This is a genomic window from Paeniglutamicibacter psychrophenolicus (genome assembly GCF_017876575.1).
GTDB classification, from domain to species: Bacteria; Actinomycetota; Actinomycetes; order Actinomycetales; family Micrococcaceae; genus Paeniglutamicibacter; species Paeniglutamicibacter psychrophenolicus.
In genome coordinates this window covers 1,847,128-1,866,205 of record NZ_JAGIOE010000001.1, presented here as the reverse complement: position 1 = coordinate 1,866,205, position 19,078 = coordinate 1,847,128, and the positions used below count along the sequence as shown (strand labels likewise).

The 19,078-nt window shown below is 66.3% G+C and carries 19 protein-coding genes; 12 read left to right on the top strand and 7 right to left on the bottom strand.

Going from position 1 to position 19,078, the window contains the following annotated elements:
- Positions 1-19: 19 nt before the first annotated feature.
- The 3 genes from JOF46_RS08315 to sp36 form a co-directional block, all read right to left on the bottom strand.
- The gene (locus JOF46_RS08315) at positions 20-895 is read right to left on the bottom strand and encodes an NUDIX hydrolase (RefSeq protein ID WP_209911732.1); all 876 of its coding nucleotides are present in this window, start codon (positions 893-895) and stop codon (positions 20-22) included.
- 97 nt (positions 896-992) lie between these two features.
- Positions 993-1,469, bottom strand: coding sequence for a RidA family protein (locus JOF46_RS08310; RefSeq protein WP_209906892.1), 477 nt, complete (start codon positions 1,467-1,469; stop codon positions 993-995).
- Positions 1,470-1,490: 21 nt separating this feature from the next.
- On the bottom strand, positions 1,491-1,646 hold the full coding sequence (gene sp36 / locus JOF46_RS22940; protein ID WP_181578252.1) for a Sp36 family protein: 156 nt from the start codon (positions 1,644-1,646) through the stop codon (positions 1,491-1,493).
- A gap of 193 nt (positions 1,647-1,839) precedes the next feature.
- On the opposite strand from sp36, the gene JOF46_RS08305 reads away from it, so the two are divergent.
- The 5 genes from JOF46_RS08305 (at position 1,840) to JOF46_RS08285 (ending at position 9,246) form a co-directional block, all read left to right on the top strand.
- Positions 1,840-4,008, top strand: a complete 2,169-nt coding sequence (locus JOF46_RS08305) for a transglycosylase domain-containing protein (protein WP_342592398.1) — start codon at positions 1,840-1,842, stop codon at positions 4,006-4,008.
- A gap of 4 nt (positions 4,009-4,012) precedes the next feature.
- On the top strand, positions 4,013-4,966 hold the full coding sequence (locus JOF46_RS08300) for a metallophosphoesterase (RefSeq protein ID WP_209906890.1): 954 nt from the start codon (positions 4,013-4,015) through the stop codon (positions 4,964-4,966).
- Between the two features lie 89 nt (positions 4,967-5,055).
- Entirely contained in the window at positions 5,056-6,882 is a 1,827-nt protein-coding gene (locus tag JOF46_RS08295; RefSeq protein WP_209906889.1) for an ABC transporter ATP-binding protein, read from the top strand.
- Entirely contained in the window at positions 6,879-8,687 is a 1,809-nt protein-coding gene (locus tag JOF46_RS08290; protein ID WP_209906888.1) for an ABC transporter ATP-binding protein, read from the top strand. Before JOF46_RS08295 ends, JOF46_RS08290 begins: the two co-directional genes overlap by 4 nt.
- Positions 8,688-8,784: 97 nt before the next feature.
- Complete coding sequence (locus JOF46_RS08285) at positions 8,785-9,246, top strand: hypothetical protein (RefSeq protein WP_209906887.1); 462 nt, start codon at positions 8,785-8,787, stop codon at positions 9,244-9,246.
- On the opposite strand, the gene JOF46_RS08280 is transcribed toward JOF46_RS08285, so the two are convergent.
- Positions 9,236-10,141 carry a phosphoribosylaminoimidazolesuccinocarboxamide synthase gene (locus tag JOF46_RS08280; protein ID WP_209906886.1) on the bottom strand — a complete coding sequence of 302 codons (906 nt, stop codon included), beginning with the start codon at positions 10,139-10,141 and terminating at the stop codon, positions 9,236-9,238. The genes JOF46_RS08285 and JOF46_RS08280 overlap by 11 nt on opposite strands.
- Positions 10,142-11,428: a phosphoribosylamine--glycine ligase gene (gene purD / locus JOF46_RS08275; protein WP_209906885.1), complete on the bottom strand. Its 1,287-nt coding sequence runs from the start codon at positions 11,426-11,428 to the stop codon at positions 10,142-10,144.
- A 115-nt stretch (positions 11,429-11,543) separates the two neighbouring features.
- Here purD and JOF46_RS08270 point away from each other — a divergent pair, with 115 nt between their 5' ends.
- From JOF46_RS08270 to purM, 6 genes are all read left to right on the top strand, one after another.
- A complete protein-coding gene (locus JOF46_RS08270) occupies positions 11,544-12,164 on the top strand; it encodes a class I SAM-dependent methyltransferase (protein ID WP_245348054.1) in 621 nt (206 codons plus the stop codon).
- Positions 12,165-12,169: 5 nt separating this feature from the next.
- Positions 12,170-13,177 (top strand): asparaginase, encoded by a 1,008-nt coding sequence (locus tag JOF46_RS08265; RefSeq protein WP_209906883.1) that lies wholly within the window; start codon positions 12,170-12,172, stop codon positions 13,175-13,177.
- 6 nt (positions 13,178-13,183) lie between these two features.
- The gene (locus tag JOF46_RS08260; RefSeq protein WP_209906882.1) at positions 13,184-13,558 is read left to right on the top strand and encodes a sterol carrier family protein; all 375 of its coding nucleotides are present in this window, start codon (positions 13,184-13,186) and stop codon (positions 13,556-13,558) included.
- 13 nt (positions 13,559-13,571) lie between these two features.
- Positions 13,572-13,898, top strand: coding sequence for a hypothetical protein (locus JOF46_RS08255; RefSeq protein WP_209906881.1), 327 nt, complete (start codon positions 13,572-13,574; stop codon positions 13,896-13,898).
- Positions 13,899-13,960: 62 nt separating this feature from the next.
- Positions 13,961-15,511, top strand: coding sequence for an amidophosphoribosyltransferase (gene purF / locus JOF46_RS08250; RefSeq protein WP_209906880.1), 1,551 nt, complete (start codon positions 13,961-13,963; stop codon positions 15,509-15,511).
- A gap of 17 nt (positions 15,512-15,528) precedes the next feature.
- Positions 15,529-16,671 carry a phosphoribosylformylglycinamidine cyclo-ligase gene (gene purM, locus JOF46_RS08245; RefSeq protein WP_209906879.1) on the top strand — a complete coding sequence of 381 codons (1,143 nt, stop codon included), beginning with the start codon at positions 15,529-15,531 and terminating at the stop codon, positions 16,669-16,671.
- A gap of 227 nt (positions 16,672-16,898) precedes the next feature.
- Here the strand turns inward: purM and JOF46_RS08240 are convergent, their stop codons facing one another.
- Positions 16,899-17,822 (bottom strand): Sir2 family NAD-dependent protein deacetylase, encoded by a 924-nt coding sequence (locus JOF46_RS08240; protein ID WP_245348053.1) that lies wholly within the window; start codon positions 17,820-17,822, stop codon positions 16,899-16,901.
- A gap of 173 nt (positions 17,823-17,995) precedes the next feature.
- Positions 17,996-18,223, bottom strand: a complete 228-nt coding sequence (locus JOF46_RS08235) for a DUF3073 domain-containing protein (RefSeq protein ID WP_071212731.1) — start codon at positions 18,221-18,223, stop codon at positions 17,996-17,998.
- Between the two features lie 248 nt (positions 18,224-18,471).
- Here JOF46_RS08235 and JOF46_RS08230 point away from each other — a divergent pair, with 248 nt between their 5' ends.
- Positions 18,472-19,014, top strand: coding sequence for a hypothetical protein (locus tag JOF46_RS08230; RefSeq protein ID WP_209906877.1), 543 nt, complete (start codon positions 18,472-18,474; stop codon positions 19,012-19,014).
- Positions 19,015-19,078: the final 64 nt, after the last annotated feature.

Genomic DNA, 19,078 nt, shown 5'->3' with positions numbered 1-19,078 from the left:
GGGCCTAAGGAGTTGGGGCTCAACGGCCGCGTCCCAATCCGCCGCCCTCGGCCGCAGTCGTGGTGGTGACATCCAGATAGAATTTCCCGCCCACCTGGACGAGTTCGGGATGGTAGCTTTTCAGTTCCCGCCGCACCGACAGGTAGGCGACTGTGCCCCGGGTGGAGGCCATCTTTTCCAGGAATACTTCCACGGCCGGGGTGGTGACCATGCTCAAGGGCAGGCCCTTGGTGTCCGGTGCACCCGCTTCGTCGCCCAGCGCGGTGGTGTTGCGTTGCGCGATGACCTCGGAGGCCACCTGCCAGGTGGCCCAGATCCCCTTGCCGCGCAAGAGCGACGGTTCCTGGCGCACCGGCAGCGCCGCGGCGAAGTAGCGGGTGTCGAAGCGCCGCAGCGCGAAGTTCGGGGAGATCCAATGCGACAGCGGCCGCAACAGATCGGTGCGCAGGCCCAGCCCGCGCTTGGCCAACACGTCCGAAAGCGACTTGTCCTGGCCCGCAACCGCCTCGCGCACGGCCATCCAATCCTCGCTGTCGCAGTTTTCGACCACGGAGAGCTCGTCGGTGCCTGCCAAAAGCACACCGGTTTCCTCGAAGAGCTCGCGGATGGCACACACGATGTGCGCCCGCACCAGGCGCTGGTCAAGGATGCCTAGGCGTTTTGACCACTCGGAGAGGGTCGGCCCGTACCAGGGAATGTCATGTTCGTCGTCGGCCTCCAGACTGCCGCCGGGAAAGGCGACACTCCCGAGCGGAGAACCACCGGGACGGTATCCGAGGTAAGTTTCGACACCTTTCGGGGAGTCGCGGATCAGCACCACGGACGACGCTCGCCGCACAGCCCGGGGCGTGCGGCTTCCATAGGAAACCCAATTTTCCGCAGCGTCATATTGCATCGGCGGCAAGTCAAAAAGCCGGCGCAGCAGCCCCGTGGACGGATTGCGTGGTTTCACCGCGGGAATCTCGTTCACGGGGCCGCTGTTGTCGTGCTGGTTAGGCAAATTCGACAATCAGTTCAACCTCGACCGGGGCGTCCAGCGGCAGGGCGGCAACGCCGACTGCCGAACGGGCGTGCACGCCCTTGTCACCAAGCACGGCACCAAGGAACTCGGAGGCACCGTTGATGACGGCCGGCTGGCCGGTGAAGGACGGATCCGAGGCAACGAAGCCAACGACCTTGACCACGCGGACAATGCGATCCAGGTCCCCGATGACGTCCTTGATGGCTGCCAGTGCGTTCAGCGCGCAGGCCTGTGCCTGGCCCGCAGCGACCTCGGCCGAAACCGCGGCTCCGACCTTTCCTGTGGCTGTGAGTTCCCCGTTAATAAACGGCAGCTGACCCGAGGTGTAGACGAGGTTGCCGGTGACGGTTGCCGGCACGTATGCGGCCACCGGTGCGACGACGGCGGGGAGGGCGTGGCCGAGCTCGGCCAGGCGTGCCTCCACTGCTGAAGAAGTCTCTTGTTGCATGGGTATTTCTCGTTTCTGTGATTAGGCCTTGGGGCGCTTGAGGTAAGCGACCGGTGCATTTCCATTGGGTCCGGGAACGACGGCAACAAGCTCCCAGCCGTCGTCTCCCCACTGATCCAGGATCTGCTTTGTGGCGTGAATAATGAGTGGCAAAGTGGCGTACTCCCATTTGGTCATAACCGATACGTTAGCGCGTCCTTGTAAACTAGTGGGCATGGCAGCTAAAAAGTCCCCTTTTTTTGATACGGCTACCACCCTCGGCAAGATCGTTGCCTTCTTTGGGGTGAGCGCTTTATGTGGCGTACTCGCGGCAGGACTCATGGTCCCCGTCGCTTCCCTTGCCGGCAGCGGCGCTACCGCAGGTGCGGAAGTGTTTGACGCTTTGCCGGCCAGCTTCAAGGGAGAGCCGATCGCCCAGCCTTCCAAGGTCTTGGCATCCGATGGCTCGACCATCGCCACGTTCTACTCGGAAAACCGGCAGCCGGTGAAGCTCAAGGACATTTCCAAGATCATGCAGAAGGCCATCGTCTCCATCGAGGACGAGCGCTTCTACGAGCACAACGGCGTCGATGTCCGAGGCATTGCCCGCGCCGCCGTCAACAACTTCACCTCTTCCTCCCAGCAGGGCGCTTCCACGCTGACGCAGCAATACGTCAACAACCTGCTGGTGAACGCCGACGTCGTCAACGGAGTGGATCGCTCCGAGATGACGATCTCCGGCACGAAGGACATTGCGGACAAGGCCCGCGAAGCCAAGCTGGCCATCTCCATCGAGAAGGAAATGACCAAGGACGAAATCCTTGAGGGTTACCTGAACCTCGTGTTGTTCTCCGGACGCAACTACGGGATCCAGGCCGCCGCGCAGCGTTTCTACTCGGTGGATGCCAAGGACCTGAACCTGCAGCAGTCCGCCATGCTAGCCGGCATGGTTCAGCTCCCGAACGCCTACAACCCGCAAAAGTACCCCGAGCGGAGCCTCAAGCGTCGCAACACCGTGCTGGCTGCCATGCTGCGCACCGGTGCCATCGACAAAAAGGCCTACGACAAGGCCGTCAAGACGAAGCTGGGGATCAAGCCGAAGGAACTGAAGTCCGGTTGCATTGCCGCCAAGGACTCCGCGTACTTCTGTGACTACGTGACCCGAATGGTTACTGCCGACACGGCCTTCGGCAAGACCAAGAAGGACCGCGAAAACCTCCTGTACCGCGGGGGCCTGAAGATCAAGACCACGCTGGATCCGCGTCTGCAGAAGGAAGCTGCCAAGCAGTCCGAGCGCATGATCCCGTCCGACGACAAGTCGAACATGGGTGCCTCGATCGTGACCGTCGAGCCGGGCACCGGCAACATCCTGGCCATGGCCCAGAACAAGACCTTTGGCCCCACGAACGAGGACAAGGGCCCGATTACAACCTTTAACTTCGCTGTCGAGAAAGCCTACGGCGGTGCCGGAGGGTTCCAGGGCGGCTCGACGATGAAGCCGTACACCACGATGGCCTGGCTCGAGGCCGGCCACAACATGTGGGACCGGATCAGCGCGCCGAAACGTGCGTGGCCCGCCAACTACAAGTGGAAGGCTACCTGCCTCCCTCGCGGTTACACCACAGTCCTTGGCAAGAATGGTGAAGGCTGGAACCCCAACAATGCTGTCAAGGGATACCCGTCCTCGATGACCGTGGACTACGGCCTGTTCAACTCCGTGAACACGGCAACAGTCGCCGAGGCTTCCAAGTTGGATCTGTGTGACATCGCCAAGGGCACCCAACGCCTGGGCCTGATCGATTACGACAACCACAAGGATCCAAAGACCGGCGAAATCACCAACGAGTCATACCCGATTTCAGCGGCCAACCCGTCCTTCATCATTGGCTCCGCGCGCATCACCCCGCTGGCACAGGCCACCGCATTTGCAGCATTCGCCAACAACGGCGAGTTCTGCGAAAACCGCGCCCTGACCTCCGTGACCGACGCGGCAGGCAATGACTACAAGGTCAAGCCCGTCACCTGTCGCCAGGAAATCAGCCCGCAGGTTGTCGCCGACATGAACGGCACCATGAAAAAGATCGGCAAGAAGGCCACCAAGGGCCAAATCAGCCTCCCGATCGCCGGCAAGACCGGTACCAACAACGGTGCCAACTCGACCTGGTTCGTCGGCTACACCACCGGAATGTCCTCCGCCGCATGGGTTGGTCGCTACGACAAGCAGCAGAATCTGGAAACACAGGGCAAGGTCATCGACGGTGTTGCACGCGCCTGGACCGACTCCGGCACCTGGGCCGCACCGCTGTGGACCAACTACATGAAGCAGGTCGGTACCCTGTACCCGGCCAAGTCCTTCGGCAAGGCCAAGGCAGCACCCAAGCCTGAACCCAAGAAGGAAGAAAAGGACGATTCGAAGTCGGCAACGACCGAGTCCTCCGCTCCGAAGGACACCGAGGAAAAGCCCAAGGCCACTGAAACGCCGAAGGCAACCGAGAGTGCCAAGCCGAAGGGAAACAGCGGCAAGACGCCGACTCCTCCCAAGAAGACGAATGGTGACTAGTTCCATGGCGAACCCAACCTCGCTGGCCGAAGCGGTCTCACGCACTGTGCGTGGGGCCGCTTTGGCGGCTGCAGCGGCAACTGCCTCGGCCGGCATCGCCTTTGGCTACGGGCTGGGCCAGACGACGCGTTTTGTCCTCCGGGAGGAGTCCCTGGCGCTGCTTCCACCGGGGTCGTCCCCTATCCGGCTGCTGCATCTGTCGGACATCCACATGGTGCCCAACCAGGAACTCAAGCGTCGCTGGCTGCACTCTCTGGCGGAGCTGAAGCCCGACCTGGTCATCAACACCGGTGACAACCTGGGCCACATGGATGGCTTGGAATCCTTGCTCGAGGCACTGGGCCCGCTGATGGCGTTCCCCGGGGCCTTCGTTCCGGGATCGAACTGCTACTTCGGGCCGCGCCTGAAAAACCCGTTGCGCTACCTGGGCAAGCGCCCGGATGTGCCGCGCAACTCCCCCAAGTACCAATTGCCGTGGCAGCAGATGCACAGCGCCTTCGGTGCCGCCGGCTGGGTCAACCTGACCAACCGGAACCACTCCATGGCCGTGAACGGCACGCGCCTGGATTTCACCGGGGTCGATGACCCGCACCTGCACCTGGAACGTTTCGCCGGCTGGCCGGCCGGCTCGGTGTCGTCCGGCGCCGCTCCCCACCTGCGGATCGCCCTGACCCACGCCCCGTACCAACGGGTGCTGGACACGTTCACCGACGCGGGCACCGACCTGATCCTGGCTGGGCACACCCACGGCGGACAGGTCTGCATCCCGGGATACGGTGCCTTGGTGACCAATTGCGACCTGCCGACCTGGCGCGCCAGCGGGCTGACCCAGTGGGAGCACGCGGGCAAAACCGCTCCGCTGAACGTGTCCGCGGGCATCGGCACCTCGCGCTTCGCCCCGGTGCGGATCGCATGCCCTCCGGAAGCAATATTGCTGACCTTGACCGCCCGGAACTAGCCCGACGCCTCTGATTGAACAATCCCAACCCCACACTGTAGGGTATTCCCAGTAGCGAATTGGCGCGCGGGGATTGAGGTCGGACACCGGTGGCAGTACAACAAGGACACGCCCCCGCGGCGGGCACACCCACGCTTGGCCGGACCTTTGCCCGGCTCGCCCCCTTCGTCAAGCCCATCCTGCCGCGGCTCTTCTTCGGCTTCCTCTGTGCGCTGGCCGCAGGCATCGTCGCCCTGACCATCCCCCAGGTGCTGGCCTGGCTAGTGAACAACGTGCTGCACCCCGAGGGCAAGGACTCCGAGGTTTGGCTTGCCGTGGGCCTTGTCGCGGGGCTGGGCGCCCTCGAGGCGCTGCTGGTGTTCCTGCGCCGGCAATTCGTGATCACCCCCGCCGCCCGCCTCGAAACCCAGATGCGGGTGCGCTTCTACGAGCACCTCCAGCAGCTTCCTGTCGCCTTCCACGAACGCTGGGGCTCCGGTCAGCTGCTCTCGCGCTCCATGTCGGATTTGAGCCTGCTGCGCCGGTGGCTGGCCTTCGGCGCCCTGATGCTGGTCGTCTCCACCGTCACGGTGATCACCGGGCTGGTGCTGATGTTCTCCTCCAGCTGGGTGCTCGGCGCCATCTACCTGGCCGGGGCGATCCCGATCAGCATCAAGGCCTTCTACTTCCGCAACACCTACCGCGCGGCCAGCCGGCTGAGCCAGGACCAGGCCGGGGACCTGGCCACCGCGGTGGAGGAATCGGTGCACGGCATCCGCGTCATCAAGGCCTTCGGCCGCGGCCGGCACATGTACGACGGCTTCAACTCCCGGGCCAAGCAATTGCGCGACACCGAGGTCGTCAAGGCCAGGACCCTGGCCAGCTTCCTGCTCTACGTCGTCGCGATCCCCGAAACCACCCTGGGCCTTGGCCTGGTCGCCGGGCTCTGGCTCACCGCCCAGGGAGAGTTGAGCGTCGGCGCCCTGGTCGCCTACTTCGCCACCGCCACCGTGCTGGCCGGACCGGTCGAAGGCATGGGCATGCTGCTGGGCATGACGCTGACCACCAAGACCGCCCTGGACCGCCACTTCGAGGTCATGGACACGCCCAACACCATCACCTCCCCGCAGGATCCGCGCACCCCGGCGAACGGGCGCGGCGAGCTGGAGCTGCGCAACGTGCACTTCAGTTTCCCCGACGCGGCCGGCACCGTAGTCCCGACGCTGCGCGGCGTCGACCTGCGGGTCCGGCCCGGGGAGACCATGGCCCTGGTCGGCATGACCGGCACCGGCAAGTCCACGCTCCTGGCGCTGGTCCCCCGGCTCCACGAGGTCACCGCCGGGCGGGTGCTGATCGACGGGATCGACGTGCGCGACTGGGACCTGATCCAGCTGCGCCGCGCGGTGGCCGTCGCCTTCGAGGACACCATCCTGTTTTCCTCCTCGATCCGCGAGAACGTGCTGCTCGGCGCCCCCGATCTCCCCGAGGAGCAGCTGGCGGCGCTGCTCAACGAGGCCATCGACACCGCGCAGGCCGGGTTCGCCCGCACCCTGCCCGAGGGGCTGGACACCGTCATCGGCGAGGAAGGGCTCTCGCTCTCCGGAGGCCAGCGCCAGCGCATCGCCCTGGCCCGGGCCATCGCCGCCCGGCCGCGCGTGCTGGTGCTCGACGACCCGCTCTCGGCACTGGATGTGCGCACCGAGGAAGCCGTCACCGAAAAGCTGCGCATCACGCTGGCCGGGACCACCACGCTGATCGTCGCCCACCGGCCCTCCACGGTGGCCCTGGCCGACCGGGTGGCGCTGCTCAAGGACGGTGCGATCGACGACGTCGGCACGCACTCGGAACTGCTGGCACGCAACGAGCACTACCGTTTCGTGATCGCCAGCCTCGAAGACGAAGACACCAACGTGCTGGAAGGCGGGCCACGGGCATGAGCACGAACACCGGAGTGTCCAACGAGGACGCCATCACCCTGAGCGCGGCCGAACGCAAGCGCGTGCGCACCCGCTCCTGGCGGCTGCTGGCCACCCTGGCCTCCAGGCAGAAGCCGATGCTGGTGCTAACCGTGGTGCTGGTGGTCATCTCCAATGCCGCCCGCGCCTCCTTCCCCATCATCATCGCCTGGGCCATCGACTGGGGCCTGCCGCAGGTCACCGGCGGCAACCTCGCCGCCCTGGGCATCACCGGCGGCGCCTACGTGTTCTCCGCCATCACGGCCGGCTCGCTGTTGGGCTGGTACGTGCTGTGCACCGCCAAGATCTCCCAGGCGATGCTGCTGGACCTGCGGCTGCGCGTCTTTCGGCACACCCAGCGCCTGAGCCTGGAATTCCACGAGAAGTACACCTCCGGGCGCATCATTTCCCGGCAGACCTCCGACCTGGAGACGCTGCGCGAACTGCTGGACCAGGGCATCTCCGAGCTGGTCTCCGCCTGCGTCTTCGTGACCTTCACGCTGATCTCGATCTTCGTGCTGGACTGGCGTTCCGGGATCGTGGTGATGATCGCCGCGATCCCCATCTCGCTGCTCTTTGGCTGGTACCAGCGCCGTAGCGAGGTCGTCTACCGCGAGTCGCGCGTGGTCTCCGCGCGGCTGATCGGCACCTTCGTGGAAACCATGACGGGCATCCGCGCGGTCAAGGCCTTCCGCAAGGAGAAGGCCAACGACGCGAACTACGCCTCCGTTGCCGGGGAATACCGGGACAACTCCATCCGCTCCATCAACCTCTTCGGGGTGCTGCAGCCGGGCCTGGTGCTCGTCGGGAACCTGTCGGTGGCCGCGGTGCTGGCCTGGGGTGGATTCCGCATCCTGGACGGCACCCTGGCCGTCGGCGTGCTGGTGGCCCTGCTGCTGGCCACCAAGCGGGTGTTCCAGCCGGTGGAGAACATCGCCATGTTCTACTCCTCGCTGCAGGCAGCGACGGCCGCCCTGGAAAAGGTCTCCGGGCTGCTCGAGGAATCCCCCACCGTGGTGGAACCGGCCAGGCCGCAGCCGCTGGGCGAGGTGGCCGGTGCACTGAAGTTCGAGGACGCGGTCTTCGGCTACGGCGACGGCCCGGTCATCATGGACAGCTTCGACCTGGACATCCCGGCGGGGCAGACCGTGGCGGTGGTCGGCCAAACCGGCGCGGGGAAGTCCACGCTGGCCAAGCTGATCGCCCGGTTCTACGACCTGCGCTCCGGCACGCTGACCCTGGATTCGGTGCCCATCGACCAGATCGCCAACGACGACCTGCGCCGGCACGTGGTCATGGTGACCCAGGAGTCGTTCCTGTTCTCCGGCACGGTGGCGGAGAACATCGCCTTGGGCAAGCCCGGGGCCAGCATCGAGGAGATCATCCTGGCCGCCCGCGCGGTGGGGGCCCACGAGTTCATCACCGCGCTGCCCGAAGCCTACGACACCGACGTGAACAAGCGTGGCGGGCGGGTCTCGGCCGGGCAACGCCAGCTGATCTCCTTCGCCCGGGCGTTCCTGGCGGACCCGGCGGTGCTGATCCTCGACGAGGCCACCAGCTCGCTGGACATCCCCTCCGAGCGGGCCGTGCAGCGCGGCCTGCAGACGCTGCTGGGCAACCGCACGGCGCTGATCATTGCGCACCGCCTGTCCACCGTGCAGATCGCCGACCGGGTGCTGGTGGTCCACGACGGGAAGATCGTCGAGGACGGGTCCCCGGCCGAGCTGATCGGCTCGGCGGGCCGCTTCGCCGCCCTGCACAAGGCTTGGAAGGACTCGCTGGTCTGACCCGCCCCCGGGCGCAATCGGCGCGGCTTTCGCGGCAGCATTGCCGGCAACGACGGGTTCTTAGGGGTTCGGTGTGCGGAAGAATCGGTTTGGGGCCGTGGCGGGATTGCCGGGTGCGGCATTGGTGTTGGCGGGCAGCTCCGGATACACCGGGGTGGGCGAGCTGGAGAGTGCCGCCGGCCCCGAGGATGTGCTGCCGCCGGGCATCACGATGGGCGGGGACATCGATGCGGCAAGCATCCGCCTGCTGGCCGCCCACGAGGGCACAAGGTATTTCGCGGGCACCCCCACCGACAAGGCAACCGCCTGCATCCTGGTCCATCCCGCGGAAAACGAGCCGGACCGGTTCGCCGGGTGCGGCGGCGCGGGTGCCGCCGGCGAGATCGTGGAGGTCTCGAGCTCCAACCCAGCGCGCACGGTGGTGCTCGTGCGCGACGATGCCGACACGGGCCAGGCCAAGGGCCGGCGCTTAACGCAGCAGGGGGCCCGGAACCGCATCCGAGGTTGCGGTTCCGGGCCCCCGGTCGTTCAACGACCCGACGCGGCGGCTAGGCCGTGAAGGTGAGCCCGGTCAGGCGCTCGTAGGCCTCGATGTAGCGTCCGCGGGTGCGCTCGATGATGTCCGCCGGCAACGCCGGGGGTTCGGCGCCCGAGGATTTGTCCCAGCCGGAGGCATCCGAGGTGAGCCAGTCGCGCACGAACTGCTTGTCGAACGAGGGCTGGGCCTTGCCCGGAGCGTAGGTCTCGGCGTCCCAGAAGCGCGAGGAATCCGGGGTCAGCACCTCGTCGCCCAGGGTGATCTCGCCGTTGGACGGATCGATGCCGAACTCGACCTTGGTGTCGGCCAGGATGATGCCGCGGGTGCGGGCGATCTGTTCGGCACGCATGTACAGGGCCAGCGTGGCGTCGCGCAGGTCCGCTGCCTGCTGGCCGCCGATGCGTGCGGCGGTTTCCTCGAACGTGATGTTCTCGTCGTGCTCGCCGACCTCGGCCTTGGCCGAGGGGGTGAAGATCGCCGGTTCGAGCTTGGAACCGTCGACCATGCCGCCCTTCAGCGGCAGTGCGCACACGGTCTGGCGTTCCTTGTACTCCACCAGGCCCGAGCCGGTCAGGTAGCCGCGGGCGATGCACTCGATCGGGAACATGTCCAGCTTCTTGCACACCATGGCACGCCCTGCGACGGCCTCGGGGACATCGGTGGAGATCACGTGGTTCGGGATTTCGCCCAGCTGGTCGAACCACCACAGGCTCAGCTGCGTGAGCACCTTGCCCTTGTCGGGGATCTCGGACTCCAGCACGAAGTCGAAGGCGCTGATCCGGTCGGAGGCGACCACCAGCACGCGGTCGGTTTCCTCGAAGGAGGAACCGGCCGGGACGTACAGGTCGCGGACCTTGCCCGAGTAGAAATGGGTCCAGCCCGGAAGTTCCAGGGTTTCTGTTTGCAGGCCTGACATTTAGTTGCTTCCTTCCGCGACGCTGATCTGGCCGTTGGCGGCCTTCAACGCGATGTCGGTGCGGTGCTGGGCACCGTCCCAGGAGATGGCTGCGACCCCGGCGTAGGCCTTGTCGCGGGCTGCGTGCAGGTCGGCACCCAGGCCAACGACCGCGAGCACGCGGCCACCGGCGACGATGACCTCCCCTGCCTCGTTGGATGTGGTTCCGGCGTGCAGCACCGAGACGTCCTCGAGGGCCTCGGCCGCATCCAGTCCGCGGATGGCGGCACCCTTGACGGGGTCCTCCGGGTAGTTTTCGGCGGCCATTACCACGCCGACGGCGGTTTCGGGGCGCCAGTGCAGCTGCTCGGCGTCGTCGAGCTCGCCCGTGGCCGCGGCCATGAGCAGGGCACCGAGCGGGGTCTTCAGGCGTGCGAGCACTGCCTGGGTTTCCGGGTCGCCGAAGCGTGCGTTGAATTCGATCACGCGGATCCCGCGCGTGGTGATGGCCAGGCCGCAGTAGAGCACCCCGGTGAAGGGGGTGCCGCGGGATTCCATGTCGCGCAGCGTCGGGTAGGCAACGCGGTCCATGACCTCGTCGACGAAGCCGGCGGGCAGCCACGGCAGCGGCGAGTAGGCGCCCATGCCGCCGGTGTTCGGGCCCTCGTCGCCATCGAAGATGCGCTTGAAGTCCTGGGCCGGGGCCAGCGGGACGGCGTGGGTGCCGTCGCAGATCACAAAGAGGGAGACCTCGGGTCCGTCGAGGAATTCCTCGATGACCACGGTGCCGCCGGCTTCGAAGCAGGTTTCGGCGTGGGCCAGGGCCTCGGCGCGGTCGGAGGTGACCACCACGCCCTTGCCGGCGGCCAGTCCGTCGTCCTTGACCACGTAGGGGGCCCCGAAGGCATCGAGCGCCGCGGCTGCCTCGTCGGTGTTGGTGGCGACCTTGGCCATCGCGGTGGGAACGCCGGCCTCGGCCATGACGGTCTTGGCGAAGGCCTTGGAGGCCTCCAGCTGGGCAGCCGCCTTGGTGGGGCCGAAGACGGGGATGCCTGCGGCCAGCAGTGCGTCGGCCACACCCGCCGCCAGCGGTGCCTCGGGGCCGACCACGACCAGTTCCGAACCCAGCTCGCGGGCCAGGGCCACCACCGCGGCGGGGTCCTGGGCATCGATTTGGTGGGTGGTGACATCACGCGAAATCCCGGCATTGCCGGGTGCGCAATGCAGGTCGGAGACGTAGGGATCCGCAGCCAAAGCGCGGATCAGTGCATGTTCGCGGCCGCCGGGGCCAATAACCAGTACCTTCACGAGGCTTAAGCCTACCGGGTCTGGCCCGGCCGTTCCCGCACCGGGTCGCGATCCCGACGCATTGCCGCCGGCCTTGCCTCCGTCAGGCCCGGCGGTCCCGCCTATGCTCGTGTATATGGATCAGGAAACCAAGTGGCAGCAGCAGGCTCGCCGGGACCCCGCCCAGGCCCGGAACTACATCGGCAGGTTCGCCGAGTTGCGCTCATCCGGCGCAGATCTTGACGGCGAGGCAAGATTCGCCGATGCGATGCTTTCCCGCGGCTCACGGGTGCTGGATGCCGGTTGCGGGACCGGCCGGGTCGGCGGAGAGCTGGCCGCGCGCGGCCACCGGGTCACCGGGGTGGACCTGGATGCCGAGCTGCTCGCCGCTGCCCGGGCCGATTTTCCCGGCTCGCGCTGGCTGGAGGGAAACCTCGCAACGCTGGATATCCGTGACGAGGCCGGAAACCGCGAGTGCTTCGACCTGGTGATCTCCCCGGGCAACGTCCTGGCCTTCGTCGCCCCGGGGACCGCCGGAACCGTGCTGGGCGCGCTGGCCGCCCACCTGGCACCGGCCGGTCGGCTCGTCGTCGGATTCTCCCCGCTCAAGGGCTACTCGCTGGAGACCTTCAAGGAGGATGCTGCGGCTGCGGGGCTCCGGATCGACACCCTCTTTTCCACCTGGGACATGCGGCCCATGCTGCCCGGCTCGGACTTCGTCGTTGCGCTGCTGGAGCCTAGGCAGACAGTAAACTAGGTCACATGGCCGAAACCTTGCTTGCTTCCGACACCGTGGACCTCGTTGTGCTCGAGCGCAACGGCTTCATTGAATCCCGCCACCGCGGAACAGCGGTGGTCGTCAATGCCGCGGGCGAAGTGCTCAACTCCCTGGGAAACCCCAATGCCCTGATGTATCCGCGATCGGCGCTCAAGCCGTTCCAGGCCTTGGCCTCCATGCAGTGCGGGGTCCCGTTGCGCGGCGCGCAGGTGGCCATGGCGTGCGCCAGCCACGACGGCAGCACCGAACACACGGAGGTGGTCGATTCCATGCTGGCCAAGGCCGGCCTGTCGGAAGCCGACCTGTTGTGCCCGGCCGCCTGGCCGTCGCACGAGGAAACCCGCACCGAGCGGATCCGTGCGGGGCTTGGGAAGTCCGCGATCAGTTTCAACTGCTCGGGGAAGCATGCCGCGTTCCTGTGGGCGTGCACAGAGAACGGGTGGGACACCAAGACCTATCTGTCCCCCGGGCACCCGGTGCAGCAACGGGTCATCGGCGTCATCGAGGAGTACGCCGGCGAAACCATCGCGCACCTGGGCGTGGACGGCTGCGGCGCGCCGGTTCCGGTGATCTCCCTGGCCGGGCTGGCCCGTGCCGCCTCAAAGCTTGCCCAGGCCCCCGGCAACAAGCATGCCGATGCGCGGGCGGCGACGATTGCCACCGCGATGCTCGACTATCCGTGGGCCGTCCAGGGCCACGGCAAGCCCAACTCCGTGGTGATGGAGGACCTCGGTGTCATTGCCAAGCTCGGCGCCGAGGGCGTGCTGCTGCTGGCAGCGCCATGCGGGACCGCGGTGGCGGTGAAGATGAGCGACGGTTCGGGACGCGGAGGCGACCTGCTGGGGCTCACGCTGCTGGCCAACGCCGGTGCCATTTCCACCGACCAGCTCACCGACACCCTGGCCAAGCTGACCCGGCCGGTGCTCGGCGGCGGGCTCCCGGTGGGTGCGCTGCGCCTGGCCTCCCCCGTCCTGGACCTGCTGGATTCCTGAGAAGCCATGGCCATCAAGCGACGCATCGATCCGGCCGAAGGCAACCGTGCCTTCCGCCGCTGGATCGAGAACGACGCGGCGCAGGCGGACGCGCTGCCGCGCCCGCTCATCGCCATGGCGGTGCGCTACACCCTGGAGGAACTGGCCAGCCGGGCCGAAGGCAACTCCGTGGAGGTGCGGGTCCCGCCCTTCGGGGTGACCCAGTGCATTCCGGGTCCCCGGCACACCCGCGGCACGCCCCCGAACGTCATCGAGCTGCCCGCGGCGATCTGGCTCGCGCTCGCATCGGGCAAGATCGGCTGGGAAGCCGCGCTGGCCACGGGCAAGGTCACCGCCTCCGGGCTGAGGGCGGACCTGTCGGCCGAACTGCCGCTGGTTTAGTACCCTAGAGGGTATGGAATCCAGCCAGCACCCCAGCACTCCCACCCCCGCAGACAAGGCCCCCGGCGACATCGAGGTCGAGGTCTACGCTGCACCCAGGTTCTGGCCGTTCGTGGGCATCGGCGCCCTGCTGGGCGTCGTCATTGCGTTTGTTTCCGCCTTCACCGGCGAGGAGTCCGCCGACTTCTCCCGCGCCGCGGTGGCCGGCTTCCTGTCGGTCGCCTTCGCTTTCTTCGGCGTATTGCTCGCCGGCATCGTCTTTCTGGTTGTGGATCGCATCACACGCAAAAAGGCACGTCGCGCGCTTGCAGTGCCGATGGGTGACCCAGAACACCGCTAGAAGCCGGCTTGTGGGAGACTTCACGCCCAAACGGGCACCCGGCTCATGAGAGAATAATTGCTATGGCGCGTGGTGACGGAAACCTAAATCATGATCTTTTACCCAACGAGAAGGGCCCGCAGGATGAGTGCGGTGTCTTTGGCGTGTGGGCTCCCGGCGAAGAAGTGGCGAAGCTGACCTATTACGGTCTCTATGCGCTGCAGCATCGCGGGCAGGAATCGGCCGGATTGGCCACCAGTGACGGGGCCCGGATCAATGTCTACAAGGACATGGGTCTGGTCTCCCAGGTGTTCGACGAGAACACCCTCAATTCGATGCAGGGGCACCTGGCCATTGGCCACTGCCGTTACTCGACCACGGGTGCCAGCCACTGGGCCAACGCCCAGCCGACGCTTGGCCCCACCTCCGCAGGCACTGTCGCCTTGGCCCACAACGGGAACCTGACCAACTCGGCAGAGCTGATGGAAATGGTCAAGGACGAGCAGGAAGAGTCCGGGGAAAAGGTCCGCGGCGAAATCGCCCAGGGCAACACCACCGACACCGCGTTGGTGACGGCTCTGCTCAACGGCGCCGAAGGCGAATCCCTCGAAGAGACCGCCCTGTCGTTGCTGCCCAAGCTGCGCGGCGCCTTCTGCTTCGTCTTCATGGACGAACACACCCTTTACGCGGCACGCGACACCTACGGCGTTCGCCCGCTGGTGCTTGGCCGCCTCGAACGCGGCTGGGTCGTGGCCTCCGAGCAGGCCGCACTGGCCACCGTTGGCGCCAGCTTCATCCGCGAGATCGAGCCGGGTGAATTCATTGCCATCGACGAAGAAGGCGTGCGCTCACAGCGCTTCGGTGCGGCAACCCCCGCGGCATGCGTCTTCGAGTACGTCTACCTGGCCCGCCCGGATGCGTCCATCAACGGCCGCTCCGTGTACGAGTCCCGCGTGGAGATGGGTCGCCAGCTGGCCCGCGAAAACTCCGCCGACGCCGACATCGTCATCCCGGTCCCCGAGTCCGGCACCCCGGCAGCCATCGGCTACGCCGAGCAGTCCGGCATCCCCTTTGCCCACGGCTTCGTCAAGAACGCCTACGTTGGACGAACCTTCATCCAGCCGTCCCAGACGCTGCGCCAGCTGGGCATCAAGCTCAAGCTCAATGCCCTGGAACCGGTGATCAAGGGCAAGCGCGTGGTCGTGGTCGATGACTCGATCGTGCGCGGCAACACCCAGCGCGCCGTGGTGCGCATGCTGCGCGAAGCCGGCGCGGCCGAGATCCACGTAAAGATCTCCTCCCCGCCGGTGAAGTGGCCCTGCTTCTACGGCATCGACTTCGCGACCCGGGCCGAGCTGATTGCCAACGGCGCCGCCGTGGAGGAAATCAGCAAGTCCATCGGCGCCGACTCCCTGGCCTACATTTCCGAGGACGGCATGATCAATGCCACCGAGCAGAAGCGCGAACGCCTGTGCACCGCCTGCTTCACCGGGGACTACCCGATCGCCTTGCCGGGTTCCGACCGCATCGGCAAGAACCTGCTTGAACGTAGCAACCAGGCGGGATGTGAGCCGGGCCCGGATGCAGAGTTCGAGTCGGCCCTCACCGCCGAAGACAAAACACCGCGCAACTAAGTAAAGGACCATCAGAGATGACAAGCGCCACCCCTGAGAATTCCGGAATCACCTACGCTTCGGCCGGTGTCGATGTCGAGGCCGGTGACCGCGCCGTTGAATTGATGAAGGGCGCCATCAAGGCCACCCACAACGCCAACGTCCTGGGCGGTGTGGGCGGATTCGCAGGCCTCTACGACGCCTCGAAGTTCCTTTCCTACAAGAAGCCGCTGCTGGCCACCTCCACCGATGGCGTCGGCACCAAGGTCGCCATCGCCCAGGCCATGGACATCCACCACACCATCGGCCAGGACCTGGTCGGGATGGTCGTTGATGACATCGTCGTGGTCGGCGCCGAGCCGCTGTTCATGACCGATTACATTGCCTGCGGCAAGGTCGTCCCGGAGCGCATCGCGGACATCGTCCGCGGCATCGCCGAGGGCTGCACCATTGCCGGCACCGCACTGGTCGGCGGGGAAACCGCCGAGCACCCGGGCCTGCTGGGCGAGCACGAATACGATGTCGCCGGTGCCGCAACCGGCATCGTCGAGGCCGACGGCCTGCTGGGCCCGGAGCGCGTGAAGGACGGCGACGTCGTCATCGGGATGGCCGCCTCGGGCATCCACTCCAACGGCTACTCGCTGGTCCGCAGCGTCGTGGCCCACGCGGGCTGGGCGCTTGACCGCCACGTGCCGGAGTTCGGCCGCACCCTGGGCGAGGAGCTGCTCGAACCGACCCGCATCTACACCATGGACTGCCTGGATCTGATCCGTGCATTCAACGTGGACGGTGCCATCGACATCCACGGCTTCAGCCACGTCACCGGCGGCGGTCTGGCCGCCAACCTGGCCCGCGTGCTGCCCCAGGGCCTGATGGCCACCGTGGAGCGCAACAGCTGGGAACTTCCGGCCGTGTTCAAGGTGATGGCCGAGCTTGGTTCCGTGCCGCAGCCGGACCTGGAACGCACGTTGAACCTCGGTGTGGGCATGGTTGCCATCGTTGACGCCTCGGTGGCCGACGCTGCGCTGGCCCGCCTCAACGCCCGCGGCATGACTTCCTGGGTCATGGGCAAGGTCGGCACCATCACCGACGAGGCCAAGACCGCCGGCCTGGATTACGTCCAGGGCGCCAAGGGCGTCGACGGCGGTGCCGTGCTGATGCGCGGAAACTTCGCCGGCTAACTGCCACAAGGCCACAAGGTCGAGGGACCGTACCCGATGGGTGCGGTCCCTCGCTCGTTAAGGTTCTTGGTCGCGGCCGGGAGGCGGGCTCCCGTGGTGGTGCTGCCTCCTGCGGCAGGGGAAACCCCGGCGCCCCAACGGGTCGAGCCTGCCCGGCCCCCTGCCGGTGGCCGGCTTCGGCGACAACGCCTGGCCTGCATCGACGGCAGGTCGCGGATGCCAAAGCCCTACATGGGCCGGCGCACGGCCCCGTCGACAGGTTCCTCCAGGATGTCCAGTGCCTCGGCGATGTTGCTGCGCCACCGGAAATCGGCCTTTGCATCTCCCCGGGTGGGACCGCCGTTGATCAGCCCGACCGGCTTGCCGGCGTTGCGGGCGTCCAGCAGCAGCTTGTAACCGCTCATGACCGCCAGGGAGGAACCGATCACCAGCAGCGAGGCGGAGCGCGCCTCCATCGCCTTGAGCCGGACCTTGCGTTCGGCCGGGACGTTTTCCCCGAAATAGACCACGTTGGGCTTCAAGGCCTGCGAACCACAGACCAGGCAGCCGACCATGTGGAACTCGGCCACATGCGCGTCATCCAGCGACACGTCGCCGTCCGGGTTCACCAGCGAGGGATCCAGGTCGACGCGTTCAAGATACCCCGGGTTGGCCTCGTGCAACCTCGCATCGAGGTGCTTGCGGTCTTCCAGGGCCCCGCAGTTCAGGCAGCTGATCTGTTGCAGGTCCCCGTGCAGGGGAATGACGTTCAGCGAGCCGGCGGCAACATGCAGTCCGTCGACGTTTTGCGTCACGATGCCGCTGATCCTGCCCTGTGCCTCCCATTGGGCCAGGCGTTGGTGGATGGGGTTGGGCGAGGCCTGGGCCATGTGCCGCCATCCCACGAAGCTGCGCGCCCAATACCGGTGGCGGGCGCTGGGCTCGTGCTGGAATTCCTGGTAGGTCATGGGCCGATGGCGAAGCAGAGACCCCTTGGGCCCCCGGTAATCGGGGATTCCGGAGTCGGTCGAGACCCCGGCGCCGGTGAGCACCAGCACCGAGCCCGCCTCGAGCATCATGCGGATGCCGGCGGCCGCGACCTGCGGATCCTGCAGCGGTGCGGTCTCCCCCACCACGCGTTCAATGGAACGGATGGCGGCACGATGCGCCATCCGGATGCCTAGTTCGCCTTCATGCAGCATGTGGACCTATCGCAGTTTCCCGGGCATGGCAAAGGCCGCGGTCACTAGCGCCGCTGGGGCGTAGTGGCCACGGCTGCCGTGTTCACGTATTGGAGAACCGATAACCACAGATTTCTCTGGGGTCACTTCAGGGAGTCGGCGCATCAGCTGATGCGCCGTTGGTCGTCCTCGTCGTCATCGTCTGCGTACTTGTCTTCGTAATCCGAATAATCGGATTCGAAGGGTACGTCGACAGGGCTTGGTGTCGTGGTGCTGTGACCACGACTCTTCCCAAGCTCGCGTTCCAAGGCGGACAAATCAGTGGCCGGGGAGAAATATTTCATGTCCCTGGCCTGTCGTGTCGCTTTTGCCTTCTGACGGCCGCGCCCCATGGCGTGACCCCCTTTTTTCAGTAGATCTGGAGGTGGTCCACCTGTGTCAGGCGGAGGCCCCAGAATATGTGACTAATTCTTTCGTATTTCAAGGTTAACATGATTCCGCGGCGAGTGCCTGCCCGGAACCACCGTTCCGCCGGTAGAGTATTATTTTGTCCACCAAGTCGACTGCCACCTGCCCTGGAGCTTGCTTGCCTGATCCGCCACAGCCAGAGCCAAGAGCCGCGCTTCCTGCTCTAAGTGCCATGTCACAGACGCGTTCGTGGTGGCGCGCCCCGGCGCTTTGGGCACTGCTCGGGGCACTGGGAATCATGCTGATTGTCATCTACGGAGCCAACAAGTTTTTTGGCCAGGACGACGCCGCGGCGCCGGTCGCCGAAGTGACGCGAAACGCATCCCCCGGCATCGACGGGGTCATTGCCACCAACGTCCCGGCGGACCAGTTGCGGGTCGGCGATTGCCTCCAGGGATTCAACAGCCCGCTGGAAACCTCCACGGTGGTGACCTGCCTGACCGCACACAACGCACAGCTGATCGGGACCTTCACCATGGATGGAGACCAGTTCCCCGGACCGGCAGGAATCCTGTCCCGGTCCGAGGAACTGTGCAAGTCCGTTGCACTGGATCCCGCCAGCCCCCTGGACACGGGTTGGTCGTATCACTTCTCGCGCCCGTCCGAAGCCACCTGGAAGAACGGCGACCGGCTGGTCGCCTGCTTCCTGGCCCTGAACGAGGGCAGCGTTCGGGTCTCGATGCTGCCCTCCGAATCCGCGGCATTGAACACCTGACACCTGCTGCCCACCCATGCACCGAAGGCAGCCGGGGACCACACGGCCGGCGCCCGAAGCGTCG

What these genes read in the sequence shown, in the direction of transcription:
- JOF46_RS08315 (WP_209911732.1), bottom strand. Translation starts at nt 895, where the DNA reads ATGCAATATGACGCTGCGGAAAATTGGGTTTCCTATGGAAGCCGCACG.
- JOF46_RS08310 (WP_209906892.1), bottom strand. Translation starts at nt 1,469, where the DNA reads ATGCAACAAGAGACTTCTTCAGCAGTGGAGGCACGCCTGGCCGAGCTC.
- sp36 (WP_181578252.1), bottom strand. Translation starts at nt 1,646, where the DNA reads ATGACCAAATGGGAGTACGCCACTTTGCCACTCATTATTCACGCCACA.
- JOF46_RS08300 (WP_209906890.1), top strand. Translation starts at nt 4,013, where the DNA reads ATGGCGAACCCAACCTCGCTGGCCGAAGCGGTCTCACGCACTGTGCGT.
- JOF46_RS08290 (WP_209906888.1), top strand. Translation starts at nt 6,879, where the DNA reads ATGAGCACGAACACCGGAGTGTCCAACGAGGACGCCATCACCCTGAGC.
- JOF46_RS08280 (WP_209906886.1), bottom strand. Translation starts at nt 10,141, where the DNA reads ATGTCAGGCCTGCAAACAGAAACCCTGGAACTTCCGGGCTGGACCCAT.
- JOF46_RS08270 (WP_245348054.1), top strand. Translation starts at nt 11,544, where the DNA reads ATGGATCAGGAAACCAAGTGGCAGCAGCAGGCTCGCCGGGACCCCGCC.
- JOF46_RS08265 (WP_209906883.1), top strand. Translation starts at nt 12,170, where the DNA reads ATGGCCGAAACCTTGCTTGCTTCCGACACCGTGGACCTCGTTGTGCTC.
- JOF46_RS08260 (WP_209906882.1), top strand. Translation starts at nt 13,184, where the DNA reads ATGGCCATCAAGCGACGCATCGATCCGGCCGAAGGCAACCGTGCCTTC.
- JOF46_RS08255 (WP_209906881.1), top strand. Translation starts at nt 13,572, where the DNA reads ATGGAATCCAGCCAGCACCCCAGCACTCCCACCCCCGCAGACAAGGCC.
- purF (WP_209906880.1), top strand. Translation starts at nt 13,961, where the DNA reads ATGGCGCGTGGTGACGGAAACCTAAATCATGATCTTTTACCCAACGAG.
- purM (WP_209906879.1), top strand. Translation starts at nt 15,529, where the DNA reads ATGACAAGCGCCACCCCTGAGAATTCCGGAATCACCTACGCTTCGGCC.
- JOF46_RS08240 (WP_245348053.1), bottom strand. Translation starts at nt 17,822, where the DNA reads ATGGCGCATCGTGCCGCCATCCGTTCCATTGAACGCGTGGTGGGGGAG.
- JOF46_RS08235 (WP_071212731.1), bottom strand. Translation starts at nt 18,223, where the DNA reads ATGGGGCGCGGCCGTCAGAAGGCAAAAGCGACACGACAGGCCAGGGAC.
- JOF46_RS08230 (WP_209906877.1), top strand. Translation starts at nt 18,472, where the DNA reads ATGTCACAGACGCGTTCGTGGTGGCGCGCCCCGGCGCTTTGGGCACTG.